This is a genomic window from Enterococcus sp. DIV1224, from assembly GCF_050555455.1.
GTDB lineage: Bacteria > Bacillota > Bacilli > Lactobacillales > Enterococcaceae > Enterococcus_B > Enterococcus_B lactis.
Map to the genome: position 1 here is coordinate 127,349 of NZ_CP187859.1, position 20,093 is coordinate 147,441.

Consider the following 20,093-nt stretch of genomic DNA (forward strand, 5'->3'; position numbering starts at 1 on the left):
CAATCGCTGTACCAAGTTTTTTTATTTAGCTTTTAATTAAGCCATAAATAATAATTTATATAAAAATACTGCTACGACACCAGCACAGATAGGTGCAACAACGGGTACCCATGCATATCCCCATTGAGAAGAACCTTTATGTTTCAATGGAAGTAGTGCGTGTACAAGACGTGGTGCAAAGTCACGAGCTGGGTTCAGGCCAGGACCTGTAGGACCACCAAGTGAAGCAACTAATGTCCATACAAGGAAACCAAGTGCTAAGTGAGCTGTACCAAGGTTATCTTGGAAGAATGGTGCTTTTGTAATACCTAAAGCTCCAAAGAATAAAACGAATGAACCAAAGAATTCATTGACGAAACCATTGAATTTAGAACCAACACTGTTGATTGTTGAGAATGTACCTAACACATGGTTTACATCTTCTGTTTGGTCGTAGTAAGGTTTGTAACAAGCCACTACGATCAATTGTCCGATCGCTGCACCAATCAATTGTGCAATGATATAAGGAACAACTTCAGCCCAAGGGAACAATCCGTTAGACGCTAAGGCGATCGTAAATGCTGGGTTGATGTGGTTACCGCTGATTCCGCCAAAGATCATTGCCGGCATCATAACCCCAAATCCATATCCGACAGCAATCAGCATCCAGTCGCTGCCATATCCTTTTGTACCTTTTAAATCTACGTTTGCTACAGCACCGTTACCTAGCACGATTAGTAATGCTGTACCAATCATTTCCGCCGCAAGACGGGTCATTAGTGAGTAATCCATAAATACCTCCAAATGTTATAAAAATGCAAAAAAAAAAAGAAACATCAACACGAAAAGCCTCGGTGCAGTGTTTCGTGTCGGAAGGATTTCTGCAGTCTTAACAAATGTGAATAAAAAAATGATTTCCATTACGTATAAGAAACCAGACCAACAGCAAAACTCCAACTCTTTTTAAAAGTTCTCCACAAATCACCAAGCTTAACTATAAATATACCAAAAAAAAAACGTTTTTTTTCTCAAAAATTGTATCTTAGAAACAGCATGTTTTGAAACTTTCAGAAAAGGTTTGTTAGTAAAATGAAAGCTATACGTAAGGAGTGTTGTTTGATGAAATTTTTTCAAGAGTTTTTCATTATTATTTTCTTTTCTGTATTAGGAGAAGGTATCCGAATTTTTGCTCATTTACCTATTCCTGGGAGTATCTTAGGTATTCTTTTTTTATTTTTAGCATTTGAAATGCATCTTGTTGATCCTGAAAAAATCGGAGCAACTGGTGATTTTTTATTGAATAATCTAGCTATTTTATTTGTTCCAGCTGGTGTAGGTTTATTGGAATATTTCGATGATATCGCTTCGATATGGCCTATTTTACTGGGGGCAGTCGTCGTGTGTTCCATCGTCACGATGGTCGCAGCGGGAAAAACGGCAGAAGGGGTAGAAGCTTTGCTAGGCTATGTCCGTAAGAAAAAAGCAAGCAGGGTATCTGTAAACGAAATGGAGGAGAATCAAATTGACTGAGTTTTTTGTGAATCCATTATTTGGCTTAAGTTTGACTTTAGGAGTGTACGTATTATCTGACAAATTTTTGCGGAAATATAAACTGCCTGTTTTGAATCCTCTCGTATTATCGATTGTTGTTATTATCTTATTTTTGCATTTTTCTGGCATCAGCTATAAAGAGTATAATATCGGCGGCAATTTTTTGACTATGCTGATTACTCCTGCGACAGTGGCACTTGCCATCCCGCTTTATAAAAACTTCCGTTTGCTGAAAGAAAATTTTTATCCTGTAATGGCTGCGATTTTAGCAGGAATAGTCGCAAATTGCTTGGTTAGTGTAGGGATCGGTTATTTTTTCTCTCTTCATAAAGAGATGGTCATCTCATTACTACCGAAATCTGTAACGACGGCTATTTCTGTCGATTTGTCTCATACGATGGGCGGGGTGAATGCCGTGACTCTTGCAATTGTTGTCTCTACAGGTATTTTTGGCTCGCTGATCGCTACTCATATTTTCCGCTTATTCAAGATTGAAAGTCCCGTTGCTCGCGGTGTGGCGTTAGGAAGTACTTCTCATGCTATCGGTACAGCAAAAGCAATCGAGATTGGCGAAGTAGAAGGGATCATTTCAGGGCTTGCGATATGCGTAAATGGGATATTGACCGTTTTGTTGCTACCGTTATTCTTTCAGCCTTTTGCTGGCTTGTTTTGATGCGAAAACCACTATTTTATGCTACAATAACCAAAACGTTCTAGCATAAAAAAGGAGGGAAAGACGTGTATTTGTCTTCCGAGTATCTTAAACAATTTGATAAAGATCTATATTATAAGATTCTCCTCCTAGAAAGTTTTGAGGATCAAGCTTGGCATACTGCTACACAATTAGCGCAAGTTGTTCAGCTGGATGCCCGCAGTGTGTCGAAATACCTAAACGAGCTGTCTAAAAACTATCAGCAGTTTAGCGGTAAGACGCACCCTTTGTTTACAAAAAATCACCGTTCTGGTTATAACTTTTATGATGCGCTCGATTCGATTGAACATGAGCGTTTTTTGATCTATCTCGTGCAAAGTACGCTGAAATTCCAGCTGCTGCACGACATTTTTTTTGAAGAATTCCACACGATGTACCAATTTGCGCAAAAGCATTACATTAGTGAATCCACTGCTCATCGAAAAATCAATGAATGGAAACAGCAACTGCAAACTTATGGCATTCGTCTGCAACGAGGTACATATATCGCGCAAGGCGAAGAAGAAATCATTCGACTTTACTTGCATATGACATTCTGGCAGTTGTTTCGAGGGAAAATCTGGCCGTTTGAAACGATTTCTCAAATGGACGTAAAGAATATGGCAGAACATATCATGGCTTTTTTCAACGTTCGTTTGAATGAAATCAAAAAAAGACGTTTGGAATACATGCTAGGTGCCTTTTTTTTAAGAAAATCACAGAAGCATTATGTGGTATTGAATGAGAAAAAAAGACGGCTGATCGCAGACAATCTGTTGTTCCAGCGATTCTGCCAAGTCATGGAGCCGGTATTTCCTAATTATTTTCAAGTAGAAGACGAATTAGGCGCATTATTTCTTGTTCTGATGACGCGTGAAGAATATTATAGTGATCCTAAGATACGGAAGAAAATTTTTGATTTCCATCAACAAGCAGAAACACCGCCTTTTGCAGCTCTTTCTGAAGCAAAAGCAGCTCTTTCTCTTTATCAAGAAGAGCAGGAGTTACCAGCGGAAGATCTGACCTTTGAGGCAGAAAACTATTTGTTCAGTAGTCATTTTTTCGCCTATCTTTTTCCTAACGCAAAAGAAACGATTGATGGAAACAGTAGTGACTTCATTAATCATTTAGTCATTGAAAACAAGGAATTAAAACAATGGTTAGTACGCTTTTTTGAAAGCAGACACAAACAGCCTAATCATCTGGCGTTTAAAAATCATGCGTTTTTGATGGGACGGTATCTGACTGTGTTTAAAACATTAGGAGCCTTTACTCCACAGCTTCCAAAGATCACGATTCTCTTGATGACAGATTTTCCATTATTTGAAGAGCAACTGTTAGAGGAGGGGTTACGGACGTTTTTCCGTAATGATTATCAGCTGATTTTTCTACCAACGGATTATCGGGGAAGAGAAGTAGATCTTCTGATTTCAACAAGTAAAGTTCATCGAAAACCGTGGGCGGATCTTGACTATTTTATTGTGACCGAAGAATTAAAATTGATAGATTACATTCAGCTATCTCAAAAATTTGAAATGATTCAAAAACAATCAAAACAATAACAAAAAAAGGAGAATAAAGATGACATTTGAAGAAATTTTACCAGAATTGAAAAAAGGTGCAAAGATTATTCGTAAAGGATGGAGTGGATTTGAGCTGTATGTTGTTCTCGTATCCGATGATGAATTTGATGGCTGTCCGGTGACGCCTTACTTATTGATCAAAACAAGTGATGAAGGTTTTTCTAGCTTTGCTCCTACAGTTTGCGATATTTTAGCAGATGATTGGGCGATCGTAGAATGAAAAACCGTTATCCAGATTTAGCTAAACAGGTCGTATTTATTACAGGAGCTGCTTCTGGTATTGGTGCCGCGCAAGCCCAAGCTTTTCTGGAACAAGATGCCTTTGTTTTTGGATTAGATCAAAAATTTGGAAAAATGGAAGAACTTTCTTTTCGATTTCCTGAAACTTTTGCCTACGCACTAGGGGATGTCCGACAGAGGAAGGAACTCCAACAAGCGGTATCGAAATGCCAGAATCATTTTGGTGAAGTTACAATTTTATTGAATACTGCGGGGGTACTAGATGCATACAAATCCTTGATGGAAACTGACGAATCGCTGTGGGATCTGATTTATGAAACGAATGTGAAAAGCATGTATCATCTAACAAACATCATCCTTCCTGATATGATCCGCCGAAAAAGCGGAACAATCATCAACATGGCTTCGATTGCGGGTTTGGTTGCTGGCGGAGGTGGGATTGCTTATACAAGTGCGAAACATGCAATCGTCGGTTTTACCAAACAACTCGCTCTGGATTACGCAGAGCAGGGGATCCGAGTAAAAGGAATTGCTCCAGGAGCCATCCAAACGCCGATGAATGCGGCTGATTTTGAAGGGAAAGGTGAGATGGCAGAGTGGGTGGCAAATGAAACACCAGTCAAGCGATGGGCACAGCCGGAAGAAGTAGCGGAGCTGACATTATTTCTTGCCTCTCCTCAAGCAAGCTATATACAAGGAACGATTATTCCAATCGATGGTGGCTGGTTGCTAAAATAACCTTGTGTTTTTTTCAAGCTTCTGTATGATAAGAAATAAAGAGAGAACCAAATGGTTGATGATAAAAGAAAGTCGATGATTGTTCCCGGCATTTGATGTCAGACAGCTTTTTCACAACCTTCTAATATAAACAGTGTTCAAAAGCTTGCAACTGCGGTAATAAGTCCAACCAAATGGAAAATAGGAGGAGCTATTTTTATTTGACTGTTCTTATTACTTGTTGCAGGGCAGCTTTTTCACAACCTTCTGCGGCACTTCAGTTGGAATTTTCTTCCCATCCTTTGGTCGCAGTCATTACCAAGATAAAATTATCTTGCAAAGGAGAAATAGAACATGGAAAAAAATAATACCCGTTCAGCCAAACGCTGGACAACGACAGATGTGACTTGGATGGCGCTAGTCACTGGTTTATATGTGGCAGTGACGCTGGTTTTGTCTGTTTTTAGCTTTGGAGTGATTCAGATTCGTCTCTCGGAGATGTTCAACTATCTGTCCTTGTATAACAAAAGATACATCGTTGCGGTAACAGCAGGAGTAGCTTTGGCTAATATTGCTTCTCCTCTTGGACTGATAGATGTTGTAGTAGGAAGCGTCAGCACGCTGATTGTATTGCTTATCAACTATAAAATCACTAGTCGCATCAAAAACATGAAAATCAAAATGGCTGTGACAGCATGCGTATTCGCTTTTTCCATGTTTACAGTAGCTGGTCAGCTAACGATTTTATATCAACTACCTTTTTTCTTGAATTGGTGGGTGATTGCTTTAGGAGAATTGGCATCAATGATTGTCGGTGGGATAATTATTTATTGGATCAGTAAAAAAGTAGATTTGACAAAATAAAGATCTGTTTAAATTAAAATATGGCAGCGTGGAAGAGACCGGATGTTGAGTCTTCTTCCATGCTGCTTTTTTGTTCAATTCGTTCGAAGAAATCGATTTAGCCGTTTCTTCAACAAGACACCGATATAGGCTGCTCCAGTTGCTTTGATTGCTTCCGGCAGTAAAAAAGGCAGCAGCCCACTGGCAAATGCAGTTGTAAAAGTAAGGTCGCCACTTATCTTCAGCCAGATCGTCCCACAGACTAATGCGGCAAGAGAACCCATTAGATTGGCAAAGATTGCGTACAAGTAATGAGCGTCTGTTTTTTCGATCATCCAGCCAGTTAGCCATGTTTGAAAGAGAAATCCAATCAAATATCCGCCAGTTGGACCAAATAAAACAGCTATGCCGCCAGTCATCCCTGAAAATACAGGAAGACCGATCAAACCCAGTAAAAGATAAACCGTAACAGATATCAATCCCAGTTTTCTTCCGAGAAAAGTGGCTGTCAGTCCAATAGCAAATGTTTGCCCTGTCAAAGGAACCAAACCAAAAGGAATGGTCATCTGAGAAAGGACAGAAATAATCGCGGCAAATTCCGCAGCAAGTATCAATTCTTTCAATGTTCGGTTCATAATGCCCTCTTTTCGTTAACTTAATATTTTTTCTTGGTTAACGAAATTGTAAAACAAAGTGATTGCTTTGTAAATAGAAAATAAAAAAAAGACCAGCTATCCAATAGATAGCGGCCTTTTTCAAGAAAGCTTTTGAAATTATAAGCTTTGGTTGTAGTATTCAACGACAAGAGCTTCGTCGATTTCTGGATATAGTTCGTCACGTTCTGGTAAACGAGTTAATGAACCTTCCAATTTTTCAGCGTCAAAGCTTACGAATGCTGGACGTCCAACAGTTGCTTCTACAGCTTCTTTTACTGTTACGATGTTTTGTGATTTTTCACGAACTGAGATCACTTGACCCACTTCTACGTGGTATGAAGGGATATCAACGCGTTTGCCATCAACTAAAATGTGACCATGGTTAACTAATTGACGTGCTTGACGACGAGTCGTTGCAAGTCCTAAACGGTAAACAACATTGTCTAAACGTTGTTCTAGTAAGATCATGAAGTTAACACCGTGTTTACCTTCTTTGATTTTGCTAGCTTTTACGAACAAGTTACGGAATTGACGTTCGTTCATTCCGTACATGTGACGAAGTTTTTGTTTTTCAGTTAATTGCATGCCGTATTCTGATTGTTTGCCACGGCTGTTAGGTCCGTGTTGACCTGGTGCGTAAGGGCGACGTGCTAATTCTTTTCCTGTGCCTGACAATGAGATGCCTAAGCGACGAGAAATTTTCCATGATGGTCCTGTATAACGAGACATTAAAATTTCCTCCAATGAATATAAGTTTTTGGAGTAAAATAATCCGTTGAAAAATTCATAATCATATAGTTTGTTCTTCAATCTTCACCTTTGCAGCCGCGGTTACACAATCGAACCCGAGACGGGGCAACAAACTAGGGATGAGTTATTATTTTTCTGCTGCATTATTTTACACAAACTACAGTATATGATAGATCATCCATGAATGTCAAGATAATTAGTATGTAAAAACGCTTTACAAACCTAGGCTCTCTTTATAAAATGAGAAGGTATGTGCAAATGGAAAAAAGTGAAGGAAGTTTAAGGAGAAAATCAATGAATCCGGTATCACCATTATTTGAGAAAATCGATGCTTCAATTGAAAAGAAGGCGAACCTTTTTGAAAACAGCTTTTCACGTTACGCTGTTCGAGCGGTTCTTGCCTGTTTGTTTTTGACTTTAGGAACGGCTGTGGCATTTGCGATTGCGATGAAGGGGGAAGATATCGCGCACGGTCTAGGAAAGATTTTATACGCATTTATGTTCAGCTGGGGGCTGGTCATGATTCTATACATGAACGCCGAATTAGGAACATCGAATATGCTTTATATGACCGTGGGTGTTTTTCGGCAGAGACTTGCTTTAAGTAAGGCAGCCAAGATTCTATTTGCCTGTATTTTTTTCAATATGATTGGCGGTATGTTATGTGGATTTCTTATTTCTATGACTACGCCATTTCAAGATTTAACGTTGGACAACTTTATGTTAGAATCAATAGCAGTAAAACTAGCAAAACCTGCAACAACGATTTTGGTGGAAGGGATGTTTGCGAATATCGTTGTCAATACCGCTGTACTGATTAGCATGCGGATGAAAGAGGATGCTGGGAAAGTAATCACGGTCGTATTCATTATTTTCATTTTTGCTTTTTTAGGATATGAACACGTGATAGCGAATTTTCCTGCCTTTACGCTTGCTTACTTTGCTTCTCATGGTCAGATGGATGGAATGACAGCCAGTAATGTGTTACATAATTTGTTTTTTGCTTTGGCAGGGAATTATATTGGTGGCGGTTTAGTGATGGGACTGGGTTATGCTTGGCTGAATCAATCAAAATCATCCTATGTGGACTAAAAAGTCGTTCATTAAGGGAGGAAATACTATGGAAGTGTTAGTTTTTCCAAAAAATGAAGAAAAAGCGTTACAAATGGAAAAGTACATGAAAAATCTCTTTCCTTTTGCTGGAGTACCTAAGCCGGAACGCGCTCTTTTGCAACAGCCGTTATTGGATGAAAGCAAACATTTATCTGTTTCTGAAGTTTTAGCTTTTGTTCATTACTATTATGAACAAATCGAAAGAGAATATCAGTATGTGGCGATCGATTTAGTCCAAAAAAACATCAAACGGTTTACCTTTGAAGAGCTAGTTACATTGTTACCACTAGTCCAGAAAAAAGAATGGTGGGACAGCATCGATTCTTGGAGAAAAGTATACAGTACATGGTGTAAAGTCCATCCAGAGCAACGTAAAGAAGTCTTTCAGTTGTTCGAAAAAAAGGAAGATTTCTGGTTGCGTCGAATAGCAATCACGTTGCAATTAGGTTATAAACAGCAAACAGACACAGCACTATTGATTCGAGCAATAGACGAAGACCGTCAAACAAAGGAATTCTTTATCCAAAAAGCAATCGGTTGGGCATTGCGTGATTATAGTAAGACCGATGCTGCTTGGGTAAAAAGTCAGCTGACAACAGATTTGAGCAAGTTAGCTGTTCGAGAGGCAAGCAAGTATTTATAAGAAAGCGAGACGACAAGAGATGAGACGCAAATTATTTGCTTTTGATATTGATGGAACGTTGTTAGATTCAAATAAACAAGCTTTAGATAGCACGAGAGAAGCATTGGAAAAATTACGCAAAGCCGGTCATCTGGTCACGATTGCTACAGGGCGGAGTCGATTCCATGCGCAAGAAGTCATTCGAGATCTGGATTTTACGAACTACATTTTATGTAATGGAGCGGCCGGTTTTTTAGACCATGAACAAGTATATAAGAATTTACTAGATCGCGAACAGTTAGATGCATTCGTCCAGGAAGCGCATCATGAACAGATCGACACAGCTTTTGTCAGCTTAGACAATATCAAACGTTCTTCTTCCAATGATGTAACGGTGATGGAAGAGGCGATGCATTCTTTCGGCGCTGTCTTGCCTGAACTAGATCAATTTTTTGCAGAGGAACAAGAAATCTATCAAGCGTTAGCATTTTTCGATCAAACCTATGATGGAAAATTCTCTTCATATGATAAGATTCGATTTGTCCGTTGGCATGAGAACAGTGTAGATGTCGTTCCCCAAAATGGTTCTAAAGCGGCGACGATCCTACACTTAGCAGAACAAGTAGGTATCCCGCATGAAGATATTATCAGCTTTGGTGACGGACAAAATGACCGTGAAATGTTGCGTATGTCAGGAATCGGAATAGCTATGGGGAATGCTGTGCCAGAAGTACAAGCAGAAGCCAAGATGGTCACTGATACAAATGATCAAGATGGCATCTGGAAGGCATTGAAAGAGTTAAGTGTGATTTAAAAGAGGTTGTGAAAAAGCTGTCCTGCATCAAGTAATAAGAACAGCCAAACAAAAATAGCTCCTCCTATTTTTCGTTTGGCTGGGCTTATTACCACCGCAGATGCAAGCTTTTGAACACCGTTTAAGAAAGATGGTGTTACAGAAGTGGTCAGTTTCAAGTAATAAGAAGAGATTTATGAAAATTGTTTCTCAAATTTTTGAAAAATTTCGGCTTATTTCTGAAGAAGCAGCAGATGGAACAACGTTTATTCGGGAAATGGGACTGTGACAAGATTTTTGCCACAGTCCCATTTATTTATTTTATTTTTCAAATCTAAGAAATATCAGGAAAGTGTTCCTTTTGTTTGACCTTTTCTTTCTTATTGAAAACAACTATAATATAGAGTGATGTTAAAAGAGAAGAGGAATTTAGTGTGCGGGTATTGTTTATTGGTGATGTAGTAGGTTCAATGGGACGAGAGATGATTACTGAATATCTTCCTAGGTTGAAGAAGAAGTATCGTCCGCAAGTAACGATCGTAAATGGTGAGAATGCCGCTTCTGGACGTGGAATCACAGAAAAAATCTATAAAAAATTTTTGCAAGACGGTGTAGATGTCGTGACGATGGGAAATCATACGTGGGACAACCGCGGGATTTTTGAGTTTGTAAATGAAGCCAAAAAGATGGTTCGGCCGGCAAATTTTCCGGAAGGGACGCCTGGACAAGGGATGGTCTTTGTCAAAGTGAATCAGATCGAATTGGCAGTAATCAACATGCAAGCTCGTTCTTTCATGGTGGACTTGGATGATCCTTTTCGTAAAATGAAGGAACTAGTAGAAGAAGCTAGGAAACGTACGCCAATCATTTTTGTAGATTTTCATGGAGAAACAACAAGTGAAAAACAAGCGATGGGCTGGTTTTTAGATGGGAAAGTTTCAGCAGTGGTCGGTACACATACACATGTCCAGACAAATGATGCGCGAATTTTGCCAAAAGGTACAGCGTATCTGACAGACGTTGGGATGACAGGACCCTACGATGGTATTTTGGGTATGCGCAGAGAACCTGTGATCGAAAAGTTTCTGACCGCATTACCAAAACGTTTTGAAGTTGTCGAACAAGGCCGATCGATTTTAAGCGGCTGTATCTTAGAATTGGATGATACGACAGGTCATGCAAAAGAAATCCAGCTGATTCAAATTAATGAGGATCGACCGTTCATGGAGTAGAAAGAGAGGCAGTTTTTTGCAGCAGGAGCCGGAAATTCAAAAAGAAGTAAGGAAACTGACAAAACTTTTAAGAGAAAATGAAACGATCATTCGCTACAAAGCACTTGAAGAAAAGATCCAGCAAAACCAGTATTTAGCTGAGTTGAGAGAGAAAATCAAACAAGCGCAAAAAGAAGCTGTTCATTTTGCCCACTATGACAAACCAGCAGCAGAACAAGAAGCAATCAAGCGAGCGGATCAATTCATGAAAGAATTTGATCAGCATCCGCTTGTTATAGCTTATAGAAAACAGCTGTTGGAAGCAGATGATCTGCTTCATCATTTAACAACGATGATACAAGAAGAAATCAATGGACAAATAGAGGAGGAAAAACATGCCTCAAAAAACTAAAAACACTCCTATGATGGAACAATATCTAAGCATCAAGGCACAATACCAAGATGCTTTTTTGTTCTATCGTTTAGGAGACTTTTATGAATTATTTTATGAAGATGCGATCAAGGCATCACAGCTTTTGGAATTAACGTTGACGAGCAGAAATCGAAATGCAGAAGAACCTATTCCTATGTGCGGTGTACCTCACCATGCAGCACAAGGATATATCGATACCTTGATTGAAAAAGGCTATAAAGTAGCAATTTGCGAGCAGGTAGAAGATCCAAAGACGACTAAAGGGATGGTCAAGCGCGAAGTGATTCAGCTAGTCACTCCTGGTACAGTCATGGACAGCAAAGGATTGTCGGCAAAAGACAACAATTTTTTAACAGCTGTAGTTAGTCAAGGAAATGAATTTGGCTTTGCTTATGCCGATCTAAGTACGGGAGAATTGAAGACGGCTCGGTTGCATGATGAAGAAGCTGTTTTAAATGAAGCCTCTGCATTGCAGACAAAAGAACTCGTATTAGGTAGTGAGATCACTGATACCCTTCGTGAACAGCTAAGCGGGCGTTTAGGGCTAGTCTTTTCTCAACAAAATGAAATGGAAGAAAATGCCGAATTTAGCTTTTTGACAAGTGAACTAGTCGATCCGCTGGAAAAAGAAGCAACTGGTAAACTATTGACTTATTTAGCGGTGACACAAAAGCGGAGTTTAGCTCATATCCAAAAAGCAGTAGAATACCAACCAGATCATTTTTTGAAAATGGATTATTATTCAAAATTCAACCTAGAATTAAGCCAATCTATTCGGACTGGGAAAAAGCACGGCACCCTTCTATGGTTATTAGATGAAACAAAAACAGCAATGGGTGGCCGCTTACTAAAACAATGGCTAGACCGTCCGCTTATCCAGGCAAAACAAATTAAAGCAAGACAAGAAATGGTCGCTTCTTTGCTAGACAGTTATTTTGAACGTATCGATTTGCAGTCAGCATTAACGAAAGTCTATGATCTGGAACGCCTAGCAGGTCGAGTAGCTTTCGGTAATGTCAATGGGCGAGACTTGATCCAGTTGAAAACTTCTTTAGAACAAGTGCCAATGATCAGAGGGTTGATTGAAGGAATTGATCAAGGTCAATGGCAAAGTCTGCTTTCAGAAATGCAACCGATGGACCATCTCGTCCAATTGATTGACCAAGCTATCCAAGATGATCCGCCGTTACAAATAACGGAAGGAAACATCATCAAAGATGGATTCAATGAGCAGCTCGATACGTACCGTTCTGCTATGAGAAACGGAAAGAAGTGGCTAGCAGAACTTGAAGCAAAAGAGCGTCAAGAAACAGGAATCAAGAACTTAAAAATCGGATTTAACCGCGTTTTCGGTTATTATATAGAAATCACAAAAGCAAATCTTGGGAATGCAGAACTGGAGAAGTATGAACGAAAACAAACCTTAGCAAATGCAGAGCGTTTCATCACACCAGAACTAAAAGAATTGGAGACACAAATCCTCGAAGCAGAAGAAAAATCTGTTGATTTAGAATATCAGTTGTTTTTAGCTGTGAGAGAAGAAGTCAAAAAGGCTATCCAACCGCTACAAGTACTTGCAAAAGCAATCAGCGCAGTAGATGTGCTACAAAGTTTTGCAACAATCAGCGAACGCTATCAGTATGTTCGGCCAGAACTTGTCAGTGACAAGCATCAGCTTCTGATCAAAGACGGACGACATCCTGTAGTAGAAAAAGTATTAGGACATCAGGAATATATCCCTAACAGCGTAGAAATGGCAGAAGACGAAATGATTTTGCTGATCACAGGACCGAATATGTCTGGTAAAAGTACGTATATGCGCCAGTTGGCATTAACTGTTCTGATGGCGCAAATGGGCTGTTTCGTTCCGGCAAAACAAGCAGTTTTACCTATTTTTGATCGGATTTTTACCCGAATTGGTGCAAGTGACGACTTAATTGCTGGACAAAGTACTTTTATGGTAGAGATGATGGAAGCCAATCAAGCCCTACGTTATGCGACGCCAAACAGTTTAATTTTGTTTGACGAACTCGGGCGAGGAACAGCAACCTATGACGGAATGGCGTTGGCCCAAGCAATCATCGAATATATCCATCGTCATGTACAAGCAAAAACACTCTTTTCTACCCATTATCATGAACTGACGGTACTTGAAAAAGAACTTCCGCAGCTTAAAAATGTCCATGTTGGAGCTGTTGAAAAAGACGGAGAAGTTGTCTTCTTGCATAAAATGATGGATGGACCTGCGGATAGAAGCTATGGTATACATGTGGCAAAAATCGCAGGATTGCCTGCCAATCTACTTGAGCGAGCAGCAGATATCCTGCATACGCTAGAAAATGGCGATAACGGACACCATACTGTTCCAGCTGAAATAGGAGAGAAGACTAAAACAGCCAAACAGGAGCAAATAAAACCACCTGCAGAAAAAGTAAACCAAGACCCTATACAAGACAGCGTCAAAGAAGAAACCCAACAACTTTCTTTATTCGGTGAATTATCCGAAAATGAAACAGAAGTCATTGAATCACTGAAGCAAATAAATTTACTAGAAATGACGCCAATGGATGCACTAAACACATTATATGAATTACAAAAACAACTGTAGGAAGAAGGCGGATATCGATGGCCAAAATCCAAGAATTATCTGAACGTTTAGCTAATCAGATCGCTGCGGGAGAAGTAGTGGAACGACCAGCTTCCGTCGTGAAAGAATTAGTGGAAAATGCAATTGACGCCGGTAGTACTCAGATTGATATCTTAGTTGAAGAAGCGGGACTGCGGACGATCCAAGTGATTGATAACGGAGAAGGCATTTTGGCAGACGACGTAGTGAATGCCTTCAAGCGGCATGCGACAAGTAAGATCCATAATCGTGACGATCTTTTTCGCATACGAACGCTGGGCTTTCGAGGGGAAGCTTTGCCAAGTATTGCCTCTGTTTCTGAGATGACTCTGGAAACGGCGAATCAGGAAGAAAAACAAGGTACTTATCTTTCGCTCAAAGGCGGCGAGGTCATGGAGCATCGGCCAGCACCTCTGCGTCAAGGAACGAAGATTACCGTCAGCAACCTGTTCTTCAACACGCCAGCCCGCTTGAAATACGTGAAAACACTGCATACAGAATTAGCGAACATCGGGGACATCGTCAATCGTCTGGCATTAAGTCATCCAACAATTGCTTTTCGTTTAGTACATGATGGAAACAAAATGTTGGCAACTGCTGGAAATGGCGATTTGAAACAAACGATTGCGGGAATCTACGGATTATCTACCGCTAAAAAAATGTTGAAAATCGAAGGAAAAGATCTAGATTTTGAGTTATTTGGTTATGTTTCATTGCCAGAGGTGACTCGTGCCAGTCGGAATTACTTATCGACGATCATCAATGGACGTTTTATCAAGAATTTTTCCTTAAATAAAGCAATCGTTGCAGGTTATGGATCAAAATTAATGGTCGGCCGTTTTCCTATTGCTATATTGGAAATCAAGATGGACCCGCTTTTAGTCGATGTAAATGTCCATCCGACGAAGCAGGAAGTCCGGTTGTCGAAGGAAAAAGAACTAACAGAGCTAATTAGTAACGCCATTCAAAAAGCATTGTCACAAGAAAACCTGATTCCAAGTGCCGCGGATAATCTACGGTTCAAGAAAAAAGTACCAGATCAGCCTAAAACGGAACAAATCGAAATCGATTTGTCCTATGCTTTTGAAGAAGAAAAACCTAAAAAGCCAAGTAGTTTGAATTTTGACCGAGAGACAGGAACCTTTTTTGTAGAAGAACCAAAGAGCACATTTGTTGACAGATCTGTTGATAAGTCTGTGGAAAATGTTGAAAACTTTTCTGGCTTTTCTGAAGGAAACACTAGTTATCCAGAAAAAACAGCGAAAACGGTGGATAAGTTTGGTGAAAATGTTGATAACTTTGTAGAAAAAACAGTGGAAAAATCTGAAAAGAAAGAAATTCCTACTGTGGATAACACGAAAGAAACAAATAAAGAACAGATAGATATATACTTAGAAGAGGATGAACAGATTTACGAGGAAGAATTGACACTGCATCCTGAATTTGATTTCACTCACGGAAACGACAAAACATTAGAACAAGCGATCAAGAAACTAGAAACGGAAACACCAGTTCAACGTTTTCCTCAATTGGAATATTTTGGACAGATGCACGGAACGTATCTTTTTGCTCAAAGTAGCGACGGATTGTACATCATCGATCAGCATGCTGCTCAAGAGCGTATCAAATATGAATATTTCCGGGAAAAAATTGGGGAAGTATCTGATGATCTACAAGAATTACTTGTTCCATTTGTGTTGGACTATCCAAACAGTGATGCTTTGAAACTAAAAGAGCAAAAGCATTTGCTAGAAGATGCAGGGATTTATTTAGAAGAATTTGGTCAAAACAGCTTTATTGTACGGGCTCATCCTACTTGGTATCCCAATGGTGAAGAAGAATCGATTATTCGCGAGATGATCGACATGCTATTGACGACAGGAAGTGTGAGCGTAAAAAAATTCCGTGAAGCAACAGCAATCATGATGAGCTGTAAACGATCGATCAAAGCCAACCATTATTTGAATGAAGCACAAGCACGTGTGCTGCTGAAAGATTTAGCACAATGCGAAAATCCATTCAATTGCCCCCATGGCCGCCCAGTATTGATTCACTTTACCAACTCGGATATGGAAAGAATGTTCAAACGGATCCAAGATCCGCATTAAGTCAGAGAGAAGAGGGAAACATGAAGATTATACTAGCGTCCCAATCACCAAGAAGAAAAGAGTTATTGGCTCACATCGTTTCAGAATTCGAGATCGAACCTGCTGATATTGATGAAACGCCATTTCCAGACGAACTGCCAGTCGATTATGTACGCAGAATGGCTGAAGAAAAAGCACGAACTGTTTGGGAACAAAAAGAAAAGAAAGACAGCTTAGTGATTGCTAGCGACACGACTGTTGTTCTCAACCAGGAGATCATGGGTAAACCAGAAGATATGGCTGAGGCTGAAGTCATGTTGAAAAAATTAAGCGGGGAAACACATACTGTATACACAGCAGTTGTTTTAAAAACAAAGGAGCGAGAAGAACGAATACTAGCAGAAGCACATGTCACTTTTTATCCACTGACAGATGAAGAAATCAATCGTTACTTGGAGACGGGAGACTATGCGGATAAAGCAGGGGCATACGGCATCCAAAATGCTGCCAGTGTATTCGTCAAAGAAATTTCTGGAGATTACTACAGTATCGTAGGGTTTCCGATTGGTGCTGTCAATCAGGCACTGAAAACATTCAATTAAACAAAAAAAGCGGACTATCTGATTTTCGATTGAAATCCATGATAGCCCGTCTTTTTTATTGAAAAGATTACTTATCTACTCTGACTAAGATTTTACTTCAGCGTTACCGACTGCTTCGCCTGGGCGAACAAGTCCTGATTGGTCAAGGGATAGACCAGCAACTTTTTCGTTATTAGTTAAAGCAACAATAATGTCAGTTTTCTTACCAGCTTGTTCTATTTCTGGCAATTCCATTTCAGCAATCAGAGTTTCTGGTGTGACAAGATCTCCTTCTTTCACGAATACAGTGAAAGGAACGCCTTTTAGTTCAACGGTATCTAATCCCATGTGAACGAGTACTTCCAGCCCCTCATCAGAAAGAATACCAATGGCATGTTTTGTTTCAAAAACACTCGTCACTTTACCATTTACTGGTGCATAGACTTTGCCATTTGACGGTTCGACAGCATAACCGTCACCCATCATTTTTTGTGAGAAAACTGGGTCATTTACTTCAGTAATTTCCTTGATGTTCCCAGCAGCCACTGCGAATAATGTTTCTTTTGTTGCAACTGCCGTACCAGTTGCTGAAACAGGTTCAAAAGACTGTGGCATTGCTGTTGCACCATTCGCTGTTTGAAGCTGTACATCAGCAGCATTTTCAGGAACAGCAGGATCAATCTTATTCAAGATTCCCTGGCGTCTAAAGACGATCGTCAAGCCAAATGGAATGATGATAGCGATGATCATTGCGATGATGAAAGGTACCCATGTTTCTGCTTGGATAGCTAGTATTCCTGGTAACCCACCTACTCCGATCGCGTTTGCTCGAACATCCATCAAGTTGGCAAACATGCCAGCTAATCCAGAACCGACCATTGCTGCGACGAAAGGATAGACGTATTTCAAATTGATCCCGAACATAGCAGGTTCAGTTACGCCTAAGTAACAAGAAATCATTGCTGGAATCGAGATTTGTTCTTCTTTTTTGTTTCCACGATGCAAGAAGACGATGGCTAAGACTGCAGAGCCTTGGGCGATATTTGATAAAGCAATCATCGGCCATAAATTCGTTGATCCGAAATCTGCAATCAGCTGCATATCAATCGCATTGGTCATATGGTGGAGACCAGTAATTACTAAAGGTGCATACAGGAACCCGAATACAGCACTAAACAACCAGCTGATAGAAGACGTCAACCCGGTATTTACGATAGTTGAAATCCAGCTTCCGACTGTCCAACCGATAGGACCTAAAATAACGTGAGCAGCTAAAACAGTTGGTAACAATGAAAACAATGGAACAAAGATCATTGAAATCGACTGAGGGATATATTTGCGGAAGAAGATCTCTAGATACGCTAACATAAACCCTGCCAGCATAGCTGGAATAACTTGTGCTTGATAACCGATCATTTGGACTTGAGCAAAACCAAAATCCCAAAATGGAATATCTGCTGCAGCTGTGGAAGCTACACTATAAGCATTTAATAATTGCGGAGAAACTAATGTAATTCCTAAAACGATTCCTAATATTTGTGTAGTACCCATCTTTTTCGCAATACTCCAAGTGATACCTACTGGAAGAAAATGGAAAATTGCTTCACCTGGCAGCCATAAAAAGGCATTGACGCCATTCCAAAATTGCGAGTGTTCAACGATCGTTCCACCAAGACTTTCAAACTGGATACCTTCAAGTACATTTCTGAAACCAAGGATCAATCCGCCGACGATAATTGCAGGAATCAGTGGTGTAAAGATTTCTGCCAAGACGGCAATGGCGCGTTGTACGGGATGAAGGTTTTGTTTTGCTGCTGCTTTTCCTTGTTCTTTAGAAACCCCTTCAACTCCGGATACTGCAACGAAGTCGTTATAAAAAGTAGAAACATCATTTCCTATGATGACTTGGAACTGCCCAGCATTCGTGAACATCCCTTTCACACTAGGAATATCTTCGATTGCTTTTTGATCTGCTTTTCCAAGATCATTTAGGACAAAACGCATACGAGTTGCACAATGACTAACTGCAGCAATATTTTCTTTTCCGCCGATATCATGTAGCAGTTTCTCGGCATCTGCTTGATACTTTGCCATATCAATAAACCCCTTTCTTTTAACTTGTCTATGCAAGTTATTTCTTCGTTTACTATACTTTTTTTTAGGAAGAATTGCAAGCGTTTTATACAAAAACATCCAGAAAAATGATATCGTTTTAAAAAGCATAAAATAAGCTTTTCTTAAAAAGAGGAACATTGAAATACAAAAAGAGCTGTAGTATAGTGAAGAAATGATGGAAGAACGAGTGAGGGAAAAAACATGAACAAGTTCAATGAAATTTTTTTAGATTTGGAACAGAAAATTTTAGCGAAAGAATATCCTCCGCATTCGCTTTTGCCTAGTGAGAACCAATTGATCAAAATCTACGGTGTTTCACGAGAAACAATTAGAAAAGCACTGAATCTTTTGACGACGGAAGGATATATTCAAAAAAAACAAGGAAAAGGGTCGATCGTACTAGATCGAAACCGCTTTGATTTTCCTATTTCTGGACTGACAAGCTATAAAGAGCTACAGGAAACCCAACGTATTCCAAGTGAAACGATCGTTCATACGTTAGAAGAAACAGAAGTAACAAAAGCACTGAATGAGATTACTGGCTGGGAGATTGGTGCACCTGTCTGGCATTTGATACGCGAAAGAAAAATCGATGGTGAAGTGGTTATATTAGATACTGATTATCTATTAAAGGAGATCGTTCCTCATTTAACCCCAGTACAAGCACAAGGATCGATCTATGAATATTTTGAAAATGAGCTTTCTTTAACGATTGCTTACGCACAAAAGGAAATCACAGTAGAAGAAGTAACAGATATCATGAAAACAACGATGGATCTTCACGATGATACTTACGCAGTAGTCGTCAGAAGTCTTGTTCATTTGGAAGATACCCGCTGTTTTGAGTATTCTGAGTCGGTACACCGATTAGATAAATTCCGTTTCGTTGAGTTTGCCCGGCGCCGAAAAGTGTAAATGATTCGAAAGAAAGCAAATTGTTGGCATCTGTCTGCTTTGGCGCTATGATAGGATCACAAAGGGGGCATTTTTAATGGATAAACCAACAAGACCAGAAAAAGAAGAACTGAAAGAAAAATTATCACCGATGGCTTATGCAGTCACACAAGAAAATGCAACAGAACGTCCATTTACCGGAAAATACGATGATTTTTACGAAAAAGGGATCTACGTCGATATCGTCAGCGGCGAACCGTTATTTAGCTCTGCGGAAAAATATGACGCTGGTTGTGGCTGGCCATCATTCAGCAAACCAATAGCGAAAAGACAAGTACGTGAAAAAGCCGATTTTTCTCATGGCATGCATCGAATAGAAGTCCGAAGCAAAGAAGCAAACTCTCATCTCGGACATGTATTTACCGATGGCCCAGTAGATAAAGGCGGTCTGCGTTACTGCATCAATTCTGCCTCACTAAAATTCATTCCCTATGAAAAGATGGATGAACTCGGTTATGGCGAATACAAATCACTGGTAGAATAATGAAAATACAAAAAGAGCGGTACAATACGGGGATTCACTCGATCGTCCGCTCTTTTTTATTCAA

At 39.8% G+C, this 20,093-nt stretch carries 19 protein-coding genes and 1 pseudogene; 16 read left to right on the plus strand and 4 right to left on the minus strand.

The window, feature by feature from the left end; translation table 11 throughout:
* Positions 1–36: 36 nt before the first annotated feature.
* Entirely contained in the window at positions 37–771 is a 735-nt protein-coding gene (locus IGK53_RS00640) for an MIP/aquaporin family protein (protein WP_002290500.1), read from the minus strand.
* Between the two features lie 327 nt (positions 772–1,098).
* Between IGK53_RS00640 and IGK53_RS00645 the strand changes: the two genes are divergently transcribed.
* The 6 genes and pseudogenes from IGK53_RS00645 to IGK53_RS00670 all read left to right on the plus strand — a co-directional run bounded on the left by IGK53_RS00645 (position 1,099) and on the right by IGK53_RS00670 (position 5,625).
* Complete coding sequence (locus IGK53_RS00645; protein WP_002312390.1) at positions 1,099–1,509, plus strand: CidA/LrgA family protein; 411 nt, start codon at positions 1,099–1,101, stop codon at positions 1,507–1,509.
* Positions 1,502–2,203, plus strand: a complete 702-nt coding sequence (locus IGK53_RS00650; RefSeq protein WP_002309803.1) for an LrgB family protein — start codon at positions 1,502–1,504, stop codon at positions 2,201–2,203. The genes IGK53_RS00645 and IGK53_RS00650 overlap by 8 nt, the downstream gene beginning before the upstream one ends.
* Positions 2,203–3,783, plus strand: a pseudogene (locus tag IGK53_RS00655) (helix-turn-helix domain-containing protein). The gene IGK53_RS00650 and the pseudogene IGK53_RS00655 overlap by 1 nt, the downstream one beginning before the upstream one ends.
* A 19-nt stretch (positions 3,784–3,802) precedes the next feature.
* Entirely contained in the window at positions 3,803–4,024 is a 222-nt protein-coding gene (locus IGK53_RS00660; RefSeq protein WP_002290506.1) for a DUF2829 domain-containing protein, read from the plus strand.
* Positions 4,021–4,782 carry a 3-oxoacyl-ACP reductase gene (locus IGK53_RS00665; RefSeq protein WP_002312393.1) on the plus strand — a complete coding sequence of 254 codons (762 nt, stop codon included), beginning with the start codon at positions 4,021–4,023 and terminating at the stop codon, positions 4,780–4,782. The genes IGK53_RS00660 and IGK53_RS00665 overlap by 4 nt, the downstream gene beginning before the upstream one ends.
* 333 nt (positions 4,783–5,115) lie before the next feature.
* Positions 5,116–5,625 carry a QueT transporter family protein gene (locus tag IGK53_RS00670; protein ID WP_002309800.1) on the plus strand — a complete coding sequence of 170 codons (510 nt, stop codon included), beginning with the start codon at positions 5,116–5,118 and terminating at the stop codon, positions 5,623–5,625.
* Between the two features lie 74 nt (positions 5,626–5,699).
* Here the strand turns inward: IGK53_RS00670 and IGK53_RS00675 are convergent, their stop codons facing one another.
* Both IGK53_RS00675 and rpsD read right to left on the minus strand, forming a co-directional pair.
* Complete coding sequence (locus IGK53_RS00675) at positions 5,700–6,239, minus strand: biotin transporter BioY (RefSeq protein WP_002309798.1); 540 nt, start codon at positions 6,237–6,239, stop codon at positions 5,700–5,702.
* Between the two features lie 138 nt (positions 6,240–6,377).
* Positions 6,378–6,989 (minus strand): 30S ribosomal protein S4, encoded by a 612-nt coding sequence (rpsD, locus tag IGK53_RS00680; protein WP_002294265.1) that lies wholly within the window; start codon positions 6,987–6,989, stop codon positions 6,378–6,380.
* A 261-nt stretch (positions 6,990–7,250) separates the two neighbouring features.
* Here rpsD and IGK53_RS00685 point away from each other — a divergent pair, with 261 nt between their 5' ends.
* The 8 genes from IGK53_RS00685 to IGK53_RS00720 all read left to right on the plus strand — a co-directional run bounded on the left by IGK53_RS00685 (position 7,251) and on the right by IGK53_RS00720 (position 16,497).
* Complete coding sequence (locus IGK53_RS00685) at positions 7,251–8,102, plus strand: formate/nitrite transporter family protein (RefSeq protein WP_002316577.1); 852 nt, start codon at positions 7,251–7,253, stop codon at positions 8,100–8,102.
* Between the two features lie 28 nt (positions 8,103–8,130).
* Complete coding sequence (locus IGK53_RS00690) at positions 8,131–8,766, plus strand: DNA alkylation repair protein (protein WP_002312395.1); 636 nt, start codon at positions 8,131–8,133, stop codon at positions 8,764–8,766.
* 19 nt (positions 8,767–8,785) lie between these two features.
* A complete protein-coding gene (locus IGK53_RS00695; RefSeq protein WP_002309794.1) occupies positions 8,786–9,559 on the plus strand; it encodes a Cof-type HAD-IIB family hydrolase in 774 nt (257 codons plus the stop codon).
* 413 nt (positions 9,560–9,972) lie between these two features.
* Entirely contained in the window at positions 9,973–10,770 is a 798-nt protein-coding gene (locus IGK53_RS00700) for a TIGR00282 family metallophosphoesterase (protein ID WP_002290518.1), read from the plus strand.
* Positions 10,745–11,161, plus strand: a complete 417-nt coding sequence (locus tag IGK53_RS00705; RefSeq protein WP_002348044.1) for a YlbF family regulator — start codon at positions 10,745–10,747, stop codon at positions 11,159–11,161. Before IGK53_RS00700 ends, IGK53_RS00705 begins: the two co-directional genes overlap by 26 nt.
* Entirely contained in the window at positions 11,145–13,790 is a 2,646-nt protein-coding gene (mutS, locus tag IGK53_RS00710) for a DNA mismatch repair protein MutS (protein WP_002309792.1), read from the plus strand. The genes IGK53_RS00705 and mutS overlap by 17 nt, the downstream gene beginning before the upstream one ends.
* A gap of 17 nt (positions 13,791–13,807) precedes the next feature.
* Complete coding sequence (gene mutL / locus IGK53_RS00715) at positions 13,808–15,916, plus strand: DNA mismatch repair endonuclease MutL (RefSeq protein ID WP_002329742.1); 2,109 nt, start codon at positions 13,808–13,810, stop codon at positions 15,914–15,916.
* A 20-nt stretch (positions 15,917–15,936) separates the two neighbouring features.
* The gene (locus tag IGK53_RS00720; protein ID WP_002290524.1) at positions 15,937–16,497 is read left to right on the plus strand and encodes a Maf family protein; all 561 of its coding nucleotides are present in this window, start codon (positions 15,937–15,939) and stop codon (positions 16,495–16,497) included.
* Positions 16,498–16,581: 84 nt separating this feature from the next.
* Here the strand turns inward: IGK53_RS00720 and treP are convergent, their stop codons facing one another.
* Entirely contained in the window at positions 16,582–18,570 is a 1,989-nt protein-coding gene (treP, locus tag IGK53_RS00725; protein WP_002329741.1) for a PTS system trehalose-specific EIIBC component, read from the minus strand.
* A gap of 222 nt (positions 18,571–18,792) precedes the next feature.
* Between treP and treR the strand changes: the two genes are divergently transcribed.
* Entirely contained in the window at positions 18,793–19,506 is a 714-nt protein-coding gene (treR, locus tag IGK53_RS00730; RefSeq protein ID WP_002290526.1) for a trehalose operon repressor, read from the plus strand.
* 76 nt (positions 19,507–19,582) lie between these two features.
* The gene (gene msrB, locus IGK53_RS00735) at positions 19,583–20,029 is read left to right on the plus strand and encodes a peptide-methionine (R)-S-oxide reductase MsrB (protein ID WP_002309788.1); all 447 of its coding nucleotides are present in this window, start codon (positions 19,583–19,585) and stop codon (positions 20,027–20,029) included.
* Positions 20,030–20,093: the final 64 nt, after the last annotated feature.

Bases quoted from the DNA above. Each gene is read 5' to 3' on its own strand.
- treR (WP_002290526.1), top strand. From the start codon at position 18,793: ATGAACAAGTTCAATGAAATTTTTTTAGATTTGGAACAGAAAATTTTA.
- mutS (WP_002309792.1), top strand. From the start codon at position 11,145: ATGCCTCAAAAAACTAAAAACACTCCTATGATGGAACAATATCTAAGC.
- IGK53_RS00705 (WP_002348044.1), top strand. From the start codon at position 10,745: ATGAGGATCGACCGTTCATGGAGTAGAAAGAGAGGCAGTTTTTTGCAG.
- msrB (WP_002309788.1), top strand. From the start codon at position 19,583: ATGGATAAACCAACAAGACCAGAAAAAGAAGAACTGAAAGAAAAATTA.
- IGK53_RS00640 (WP_002290500.1), bottom strand. From the start codon at position 771: ATGGATTACTCACTAATGACCCGTCTTGCGGCGGAAATGATTGGTACA.
- mutL (WP_002329742.1), top strand. From the start codon at position 13,808: ATGGCCAAAATCCAAGAATTATCTGAACGTTTAGCTAATCAGATCGCT.
- IGK53_RS00665 (WP_002312393.1), top strand. From the start codon at position 4,021: ATGAAAAACCGTTATCCAGATTTAGCTAAACAGGTCGTATTTATTACA.
- IGK53_RS00645 (WP_002312390.1), top strand. From the start codon at position 1,099: ATGAAATTTTTTCAAGAGTTTTTCATTATTATTTTCTTTTCTGTATTA.
- IGK53_RS00685 (WP_002316577.1), top strand. From the start codon at position 7,251: ATGAGAAGGTATGTGCAAATGGAAAAAAGTGAAGGAAGTTTAAGGAGA.
- IGK53_RS00720 (WP_002290524.1), top strand. From the start codon at position 15,937: ATGAAGATTATACTAGCGTCCCAATCACCAAGAAGAAAAGAGTTATTG.
- IGK53_RS00670 (WP_002309800.1), top strand. From the start codon at position 5,116: ATGGAAAAAAATAATACCCGTTCAGCCAAACGCTGGACAACGACAGAT.
- IGK53_RS00660 (WP_002290506.1), top strand. From the start codon at position 3,803: ATGACATTTGAAGAAATTTTACCAGAATTGAAAAAAGGTGCAAAGATT.
- treP (WP_002329741.1), bottom strand. From the start codon at position 18,570: ATGGCAAAGTATCAAGCAGATGCCGAGAAACTGCTACATGATATCGGC.
- IGK53_RS00690 (WP_002312395.1), top strand. From the start codon at position 8,131: ATGGAAGTGTTAGTTTTTCCAAAAAATGAAGAAAAAGCGTTACAAATG.
- rpsD (WP_002294265.1), bottom strand. From the start codon at position 6,989: ATGTCTCGTTATACAGGACCATCATGGAAAATTTCTCGTCGCTTAGGC.
- IGK53_RS00675 (WP_002309798.1), bottom strand. From the start codon at position 6,239: ATGAACCGAACATTGAAAGAATTGATACTTGCTGCGGAATTTGCCGCG.
- IGK53_RS00695 (WP_002309794.1), top strand. From the start codon at position 8,786: ATGAGACGCAAATTATTTGCTTTTGATATTGATGGAACGTTGTTAGAT.